The sequence below is a fragment of the Vibrio sp. 2132-1 genome, assembly GCF_033344315.1.
Window position 1 is genome coordinate 1 of sequence record NZ_JAWPON010000280.1, and the last position, 741, is coordinate 741.

1 protein-coding gene is annotated in these 741 nt (G+C 47.2%); it reads left to right on the forward strand.

Going from position 1 to position 741, the window contains the following annotated elements:
• Positions 1-741: alpha-1,6-glucosidase domain-containing protein (locus tag R8N47_RS24925; RefSeq protein WP_318186072.1), on the forward strand; the 741-nt coding region annotated here is incomplete at both ends.

A 741-nucleotide genomic window follows, 5' to 3' on the forward strand; every position in this document is an offset into this window, starting at 1 on the left:
CTTCAACCAAGGTTTTGGTAACGCGGCTTACGCGAATGAAGAAACCAAAGTGGACGCAGAATCGGTGAATGGTCGTCTACACAACCAAGATTTGGTTCGTCTAGGCATGGCGGGTAACTTGGCTGACTTCGTTCTTCTAGATTACAAATGCGACACAAAACTAGGTAAGAACGTTGATTACAATGGTGCGCCAGCAGGCTACACAAAAGTGCCATCAGAAAACATCTCGTACGTGTCTAAGCACGATAACCAAACTCTGTGGGATAACAACGCGTACAAGATTGCGACTGCGACTCCTTCTGCAGATCGTGCACGCATGCAATCAGTCTCGCTATCAACAGTAATGCTTGGCCAAGGTATCCCATTCATCCACATGGGTTCTGAGCTGCTGCGTTCTAAATCGATGCAGCGTGACTCTTACGATTCTGGTGACTGGTTCAACCGCGTCTTCTTCGACGGCAGTGACAACAACTGGAACGTAGGTCTGCCTCGTGAAGACAAAGACGGCGCAAACTGGGAGCTAATCAAGAAGATCGTTTCTGATACGACAGCGAAGCCAGATGCAACCGACATTGAGCTAACCAAACAACAATTCCTAGAACTACTAAAAATCCGTAGTTCAAGTGAACTGTTCCGCTTAGATACCGCTCAAGAAGTCATGAACCGTGTTGACTTCCGCAACGTTGGTAAAGACCAAGTGGAAGGCTTGATCGTTATGTCTATCGACGATGGTAAATCAGC